The sequence below is a fragment of the Streptomyces sp. NPDC102274 genome (assembly GCF_044766385.1).
In the GTDB taxonomy this organism is placed as follows: domain Bacteria; phylum Actinomycetota; class Actinomycetes; order Streptomycetales; family Streptomycetaceae; genus Streptomyces.
This window is the reverse complement of sequence record NZ_JBIWLW010000057.1, coordinates 22,216-29,680: the sequence shown is the minus strand read 5'-3', so window position 1 is coordinate 29,680 and position 7,465 is coordinate 22,216. Positions and strand designations below refer to the sequence as shown.

Genomic DNA, 7,465 nt, shown 5'->3' with positions numbered 1-7,465 from the left:
GGTAGGCCGGACGCGTCCTTGGCACGATGAACTCCTCCTTTGCGGGACCCAGTGTCCCAAAGCGAAAGGTTGTCCATCAAACCGGGGCAACTTCATTCCCCGCCAATACCTCCGAGAGGTGAAGAGCCATAAACACCACAGCGGAGGGCACTCTCGACAACCACCCTGTCGCGATCACTGTTCTGTGACCGGGGGTCTCTGATGAGGAAACCCCAAGTCAACGATCCCGCTGCGTTGGAAGCGCTGGGCTTGCCCGCGCCGCGCAGGAAGGTGAGGGTCAGATCGATGCCCTCGATCTCCCCCTGCCAGCCCTCGGCGACGGCCCGTTCGCGGCGCTCGACCAGGTCCTGCTCCAGTTCGTCCAGACGCGGCAGCATCTTGGGGTCGAGGCTCAGCATCGGGCAGCGGATGCAGGCGTGTTCATGCGCGCAGGAGGTCCCGTAGGGCCGGCCGCAGGAGCCCAGCTCGACCCGGCGCTTGTCGAAGTGCTGCTGGAAGTCGCTCCACTCCTCGGCGCTGGGCTCGCGGTACTCGTCCTGGGGCCGTTCGGCCCGGCGCCGGGCGAGGAATTGCTGATACTGGCTGATCACGTCCTCGTCGAACACCGCGACGTAACCGCGGGTGGTTCGGATGTCGAGGTGGCCAAGCAGGGCGGCGCCGATGTGGATCGGCAGGCCGTTGTTCACGAGTTCGGTGGCGAACAGCCTGCGGAAGTCGTGAGGCGCCAACTTCACCCCCTTGAACTGCGGATGTATGACCGAGAGAGCGTCGCAGGCTCGTTTGATCACGCGCCAGACGGTCGTGGTGGACATGCCGCACTCGATGCCGCCGTGGAAGGTCTGGAACAGGTAGGGCAGTTCCTCGCTCCAGACCTTTTCGTGCAGGTCGTAGCGGGCGCAGACCGGGACGGTGCCGTGCTGGTTGCGGTGGCGTCGGATGATCTGCGCGATGACGTGGAACAGCTCGGCCGACATGGGGATGACCCGTTCACGGTCGCTCTTGGACGGGGAGACGACCAGCAGGGCCACAACTTCACCACTGGATCGCTGGTATTGCCGGACGCTGAGGTCGGTCAGCTCGGTCAGTTCCTCGGCCCGCAGGCCGGCCAGCCGCAGGGTCTCGACGACGGCCCACTGCCAGAAGACGGTGTTCTCGTCCCTGGAGAGGTGGACGAGTTCGCCAGTGGCCCGGTTCACGGCCCGGACCGGCGGGCGGTTGTGCCGCCGGTCCTTGATCGAGACCCGCAGCCAGGTGGTGCCGTCGACGGTGAATTCTTCGCCGTTCCCCACCTGTTGGGCGGAAACGGAGGCCGTAGGGCCGCTTCACGGCGCGGAGATCGGTGGTCTCCTCGAAGGAGTGCCGCCACACGCCGGAGCCGGGCTGCGCCAGGAATGTGGTGTGGAAGTCGCCGGCGAGTCGGTGGTAGACGTCGCTGCACCAGATGGTGGAGCCGCAGCACGGCTCCGGGGGGAAGGTCGATGCCGGTCAGGATGCGCGGTCGGGTCATCGTGCTTCCCCCGAAGGCGCGGTGGGGCGGTAGGCGCGCAGCCCGGCGCCGAGCATGGCCGACACCCCGGCCCAGCCGATCGAGCAGGCCGCGTCGACGACGGACGGGCCCGGGGTGAAGTCCTGCTTCGGCCACGGCTGGGCATAGCGGGGGTGGCGGCCGGAGAACTCGTTCCAGGTTCCGTGTCACGAGCGACGCTCCTCTCCTTCGTCTCCATCGGTCACCATGGACCGGGGGGTTGTCAGTGGCAGGTGCCAGAATCTCCATCATGTCTCTCGCCGACCTGACTTTCGATCGCTGGCGCGCCCTGGACCGGGACGCCGCACACCACCGTGCGCGGGAAGCCGCGCAGCAGGTGAACGGCCGACTGGTCGACTTCGACGGCGGCCCGCATCCGGGCGGTTCTCTGTATCGCGCGGTGATCGAGCGCGAGGGACAGCGGTTCGCCCTGATACCCGGCGGCGAGGTGCGGGTGGGGTTCGACCTGGACGCCTGGCGGCCACTGCCGGAACAGCTCGACTCGTACCGGACCGAGAGCCTTGCCGGCGGGTTCGGTTTCGACGACGACCTCGCCGACCATCTCGCGCGGTATCTCACCCCGAGGCGTTCGGTCACGGTGCCGACCGTGCTGATGGCGGTGGAGCCGGAGGAGCTGCCAGGGGAGGGCGGTTCTGTCGCGGAATCCCTCGCTGAGCGCGGTCTGCGGCTGCCCGGTTCGGACGAGTGGGAACACGCCTGCGGGGCGGGCGCGGAGACGCTGTTCCGCTGGGGGTTCGCCTGCCCGCTCGACCGTCCCCCGTACGGCAAGGACGGTGACGACGGCGGCAACGTCGCCGTCGACGGCGCTGACCACGACCGCCCGGCCGATCACCGGCACCGGCCGAACGGCTTCGGTCTGCACATAGCCCGTGACGTCTACGAGTCGGAAGTGACGTCCGATAAGGGATCGGTCTACGGCGGCGACGGCGGCGAGGCGGTCTGCGGTGGGTACGGAGCCTTCGTCAGCTGGCTGCCCCTGGCGACCGCCAACCGCAACCCCGGGATGGCCGAATTCATCAACGGCACCGAGGGCGAGGACATGAGTGACGAGTTCAGCGTCCGTCCTGTCCTCGACCTCGGCTGAACGGGGCTCATGTTCCGTCCAGTTCGGCCGTGACTCATGACGGCGTGAAGATCCGATCAATCGCGCTGGCCGATTCCCGTTCCCCGCACTGCTGTTGAGGGCTGTCTTCGCCAGGGGAGAGGTCAAGGGGGACATTTTGTCATGGAGTAAAACTAATCTTCGGATAGTTCAGCGCCGACCCTTGACCCCCCTAGACCTCCGATGTTCACTACGCCTGACGACGCCGCTGCCTCGTCGCAAATCACCGCTTCGCTCAACCAGCGCCCTCGCGCGCCCCGAGAGAGGACCGGATAGTGCGCACTGTGTCCCGCGCCCTGATCGCGCTCGTTCTGGCGGCCATGTCGCTCGTCGCCGTACCGCAGGCCCCACCCGCCCAGGCGGCGCCCGCCTCGACCGCCGACCGGGCCTCGACCGCCGACCCGGCCGTGGCCCGAACCCGGGCCGGCGCCCAGGCCCAGCGCCCCGCCCCGGCCGGTGCCGCCGCGCCCCTCACCAAGGTCCTGGTCTTCTCCAAGACCGCCGGATTCCGGCACTCGGCCATCCCGGCCGGAATCGCCGCCGTCCAAAAGCTCGGCGCGGCCAACGGGTTCACCGTCACCGCCACGGAGGACGCGGGCGCGTTCACCGCCGCCAACCTGGCGCAGTACCAGGCGGTGATCTGGCTCTCCACCACCGGCGACGTGCTGAACCCCGCGCAGCAGACCGCCTTCGAGTCGTACGTCGCAAACGGCGGCGGTTACGTCGGCGTGCACGCCGCGGCCGACACCGAGTACGACTGGCCCTGGTACGGCGGGCTCGTCGGCGCGTACTTCGCCTCACACCCCGCCACCCAGCGGGCCACCATCAAGGTCGAGGACCGCGCGTCCGTCTCCACCTCGCATCTGCCGCAGCGCTGGACCCGCACCGACGAGTGGTACAACTACCGCGCCAATCCGCGCTCGGTGGTGAAGGTGCTCGCCAGCCTGGACGAGACGTCGTACTCCGGCGGCACCATGGGCGATCATCCGATCACCTGGTGCCAGGACTACCGGGGCGGACGGTCCTGGTACACCGGGCTCGGCCACACCGAGGAGTCGTACGCGGACCCCGCCTTCACCACGATGCTCCTCGGCGGCATCCAGACCGCGGCGCGCGCCAAGGCCGCCGACTGCCGCCCGGAGACCGGCTACACGCCGCTGTTCGACGGCAGCCAGGCCAGCCTCGACAAGTGGCGGCAGGCGGGCGCAGGCAGTTTCAGCCTCGCCGACGGCACGCTCTCCTCGGTCGGTGGCATGGGCCTGCTCTGGTATCCGGTGACCCCCTTCGCCACCTACTCGCTCAAGGCCGACTGGATGATGCCGGGCGACGACAACGGCGGCGTCTTCGTCGGCTTCCCCGACCCGCAGGGCGACCCCTGGAAGCCGGTCGACCTCGGCCACGAGATCCAGATCGACGCGTCCGACGGCGACCCGACCCGTACCACCGGGAGCGTCTACAGCTTCCAGGCTCCCGACACGGCGGCGCGGGCGGCGGCGCTCAACCCGCCCGGGACCTGGAACAGTTACGAGATCGCGGTGCACGGCCGGCACGTCGAGATCTGGCTCAACGGCGTCAAGGTCAACGACTACACCAGCAACCGTGACATCGCCCTCGGACACATAGGCCTGCAGAACGACGGCGCGGGCCTGGACATCAACTACCGCAACGTCCGCATCAAGCAGGACGGCGCGCCGGCCACCGACCTGGCGCGGGGCAAGCCCGTCACGGTCAGCAGCGTCGAGCCCGGCAGCACGCACGTGGGTGCCAACGCGGTGGACGGTGACTCCGCCACCCGCTGGGGCAGCGCGTACTCCGACCCGCAGTCGATCACCGTCGACCTCGGTGCCGTCCACACGCTCCAGCGGGTTCGGCTCAACTGGGAGACCGCGCACGCCACGGCGTACACGGTCCAGACGTCGACGGACAACGTCACCTGGCGCGCTGTCAGTACGGTCACGGCGGGCAACGGGGGTCTCGACGAGCTCGCCGTGAGCGGCACCGGGCGGTACGTACGGGTCCAGGGCACCACGCGCGCGACGCAGTACGGCTACTCCCTCTGGGACCTGGCCGTGTACGGCACCAGTCAGTAACCAGTCACCACTCGATCGACCCGCCCGGACGACCTGGGGCGTGACAGTGCGCCTGTCGCGCCCCGGGCCGTCCGGGCGCCCCCACCCCGCGATCGGCCCCTGGAGGTTCCGTGTTGTCGCGCGCTGTCGCCTATCTGACCGCACTGTTAACCCTGACCGCACTTCTGCTCGCGCCCAGTGCCGTGGCAGCCGACCCGGAGGCCGGCGAGAGACCCGCGGCCACCTCCGCGACGACCACCGACCGCAAAGCCGCCGCCCCGCCGCCCACCAGCGGCTTCGAGAAGGTCAAGCTCGACGGCGGTCTCGGCATGGGCGAGCCGATCGAGCTCGCCGTACTGCCCGACGGCAAGGTCCTCTACATCAACCGCGGCACCAGCGCCGCCGGCGGCCAGGTCCGCCTCTACAACCCCGTCACCAAGTCCACGACGGTCGCGCTGACCATCGCCCTGGACGCCCGCTTCGAGGACGGGCTGATCGGCCTCACCCTGCACCCGAAGTTCGCCACCACCGGCTGGGTGATGCTGTTCTACTCGCCCAAGAGCACCCCGCTGGTGAACCGGATATCCCGGTTCACCTTCAACCAGAGCACCAACACCATCGCCCCGTCCAGCGAAGACATGATCATCGAGTGGCCGACCGAGCGTGAGATGTGCTGCCACTCGGCCGGCTCCATGTCCTGGGACACGGCGGGCAACCTCTACTTCGCGGTCGGCGACAACACCAACTCCGGCGGTGACGCGCAGGGCATGGCCCCGATCGACGAACGCCCGTCGCGGCACGCCCAGTTCGACGCTCAGCGCACCTCGGGCAACGCGAACGATCTGCGCGGCAAGATCAACCGTATCCACCCGGAGGACAACGGAACGTACACCGTCCCGGACGGCAACCTCTTCGCCAAGGGCACCGCGGGCACCCGCCCCGAGGTCTATGTGATGGGCGTGCGCAACCCGTACCGCGTCTGGGTCGACAAGAAGGCGAACAACACCTTGTACTGGGGCGAGGTCGGCCCCGACGCCGGAGCCACCATCCCCGCGCGCGGCCCGGCGGCGTACGACGAGTTCAACCGGGCGACCGGCCCCGGCAACTACGGCTGGCCGTACTGCGGCGGCCCCAACGTGGCCTACAACGACTGGGACTTCGCGGCCAACCAGCCCCGTGGCTGGTTCCCCTGCGGCGGCGGCACCGGCCCGGTCAACAACTCCCCGCGCAACACCGGAATCCAGCAACTGCCGCCCACCAAGACGTCATTGGTGTGGGAGCAACATGGCGGCAGCAAGGAGTGGCCGCAGCTCGACAACCCCGGCGGCTGCGGTTCGCCCAACCACACCGAGGTCTACCACTACGACGCGAATCTCGACTCCGACGTCAAGTGGCCTCAGTACTACGACAACAAGCTGCTGATCTCCGAGTACTGCCGTAACTGGATCAAGGAAGTGCAGTTCAACAACGGCAACGCGTCCACCGGTACACCGACGGCGATCGAACCGGTCCTGGACGGTATGAAGTTCGTCCACCCGATCGACATGGAGTTCGGGCCCGACGGCTCGCTGTATCTCCTCGAATACGGCAGCGGTTACTTCTCGGGCGCCGAGGACGCCGGTCTCTACAAGATCAACTACGTGCAGGGCGGCCGGTCGCCCCTCGCCAAGGCCTCCGTGAACAAGGACAACGGACTCGCGCCGCTGGCCGTGACGTTCTCCAGCGCCGGCAGCAGCGACCCGGACAACAACCCGCTCAGCTACGCCTGGGACTTCACCGACAACGGCAGCACCGACTCCACCGCCGCCAACCCGTCCTTCACCTATCCGTCCAACGGCAGCTTCCAGGCGAGACTCACGGTCAGCGACGGCACCGGCCGCACCGGTACCGCGACGATCCCGGTCGTGGTCGGCAACAATCGCCCCACGCTGACGATCTCGCAGCCACCGGCGGGCGGCGCGTTCGAGTGGAACGAGAACGTCACCGTCACCGCGTCGGCGACCGACCCCGAAGACGGCACGACCGGCCCGATCGACTGCTCGAAGGTGATCGTACGGATCGCCCTGGGCCACCAGGAGCACGCGCACGAGGTCGCCGAAGGCACCGGATGCTCCACGACCTTCAACACCGGACCGATCCACTCCGGCCTGGATGCCACGCAGTTCTACGTGGTGCGGGCCAGCTACACGGACAAGGGCGCCGCCGGAACCGTACCGCTGACCGGGGAGAAGGAGCTCAGCCTCTGGCCCAAGAAGTGGCAGGCGGAGCACTTCGCGCAACTCTCCGGACCCCAGATCATCACGGCCGCCGGGGCCGAGGGCGGCAAACGCCTGGGCGACGTGCAGAACAACGAGTGGGTCAAGTACCACCCGGTGAGCCTCAAGGGCGTCACCGGCATCAGGGCCCGCGTCTCCTCCGACAAGGCGGGGAACGTGGCGACCTTCCGGTACGACTCCGTCACCGGCCCCGTGGTCGCGCGGGTGACCGTGCCCAACACCGGCGGCTGGGAGACGTACACCGAGGTGAACGTACCCGTCACGAACGCCGTGGAGCAGCCGCGTGATCTCTTCGTGGTCTTCACCGGCGGCTCCGGCGCCATTCTCGACCTCGACAGCTACACCTTCACCGGGCCCGGCATCAGCCGTCCCGGCTCCATGACCGCCCGTGGGAGTGATGCACAGTGACCACCGCGAGATCCGACCGACCAGCGAGACCGGCCGCAAGGACGAGACGCACGAACACACGCGG

The 7,465-nt window shown here is 68.5% G+C and carries 4 protein-coding genes; 3 read left to right on the top strand and 1 reads right to left on the bottom strand.

Translation table 11 applies throughout. The features are described 5' to 3' along the window. Window positions 1-92 precede the first annotated feature (92 nt). Window positions 93-1,289, bottom strand: coding sequence for a tyrosine-type recombinase/integrase (locus ACIRQP_RS39260; RefSeq protein ID WP_403899759.1), 1,197 nt, complete (start codon window positions 1,287-1,289; stop codon window positions 93-95). Between the two features lie 486 nt (window positions 1,290-1,775). Here ACIRQP_RS39260 and ACIRQP_RS39255 point away from each other — a divergent pair, with 486 nt between their 5' ends. The 3 genes from ACIRQP_RS39255 to ACIRQP_RS39245 all read left to right on the top strand — a co-directional run bounded on the left by ACIRQP_RS39255 (window position 1,776) and on the right by ACIRQP_RS39245 (window position 7,401). Then, window positions 1,776-2,630 carry a hypothetical protein gene (locus ACIRQP_RS39255; protein ID WP_403899756.1) on the top strand — a complete coding sequence of 285 codons (855 nt, stop codon included), beginning with the start codon at window positions 1,776-1,778 and terminating at the stop codon, window positions 2,628-2,630. A gap of 293 nt (window positions 2,631-2,923) precedes the next feature. Then, window positions 2,924-4,738 carry a ThuA domain-containing protein gene (locus tag ACIRQP_RS39250; protein ID WP_403899753.1) on the top strand — a complete coding sequence of 605 codons (1,815 nt, stop codon included), beginning with the start codon at window positions 2,924-2,926 and terminating at the stop codon, window positions 4,736-4,738. Window positions 4,739-4,848: 110 nt separating this feature from the next. Next, a complete protein-coding gene (locus ACIRQP_RS39245) occupies window positions 4,849-7,401 on the top strand; it encodes a PQQ-dependent sugar dehydrogenase (protein ID WP_403899750.1) in 2,553 nt (850 codons plus the stop codon). The last annotated feature ends 64 nt before the right edge of the window (window positions 7,402-7,465 follow it).

What these genes read in the sequence shown, in the direction of transcription:
- ACIRQP_RS39255 (WP_403899756.1), top strand. Translation starts at nt 1,776, where the DNA reads ATGTCTCTCGCCGACCTGACTTTCGATCGCTGGCGCGCCCTGGACCGG.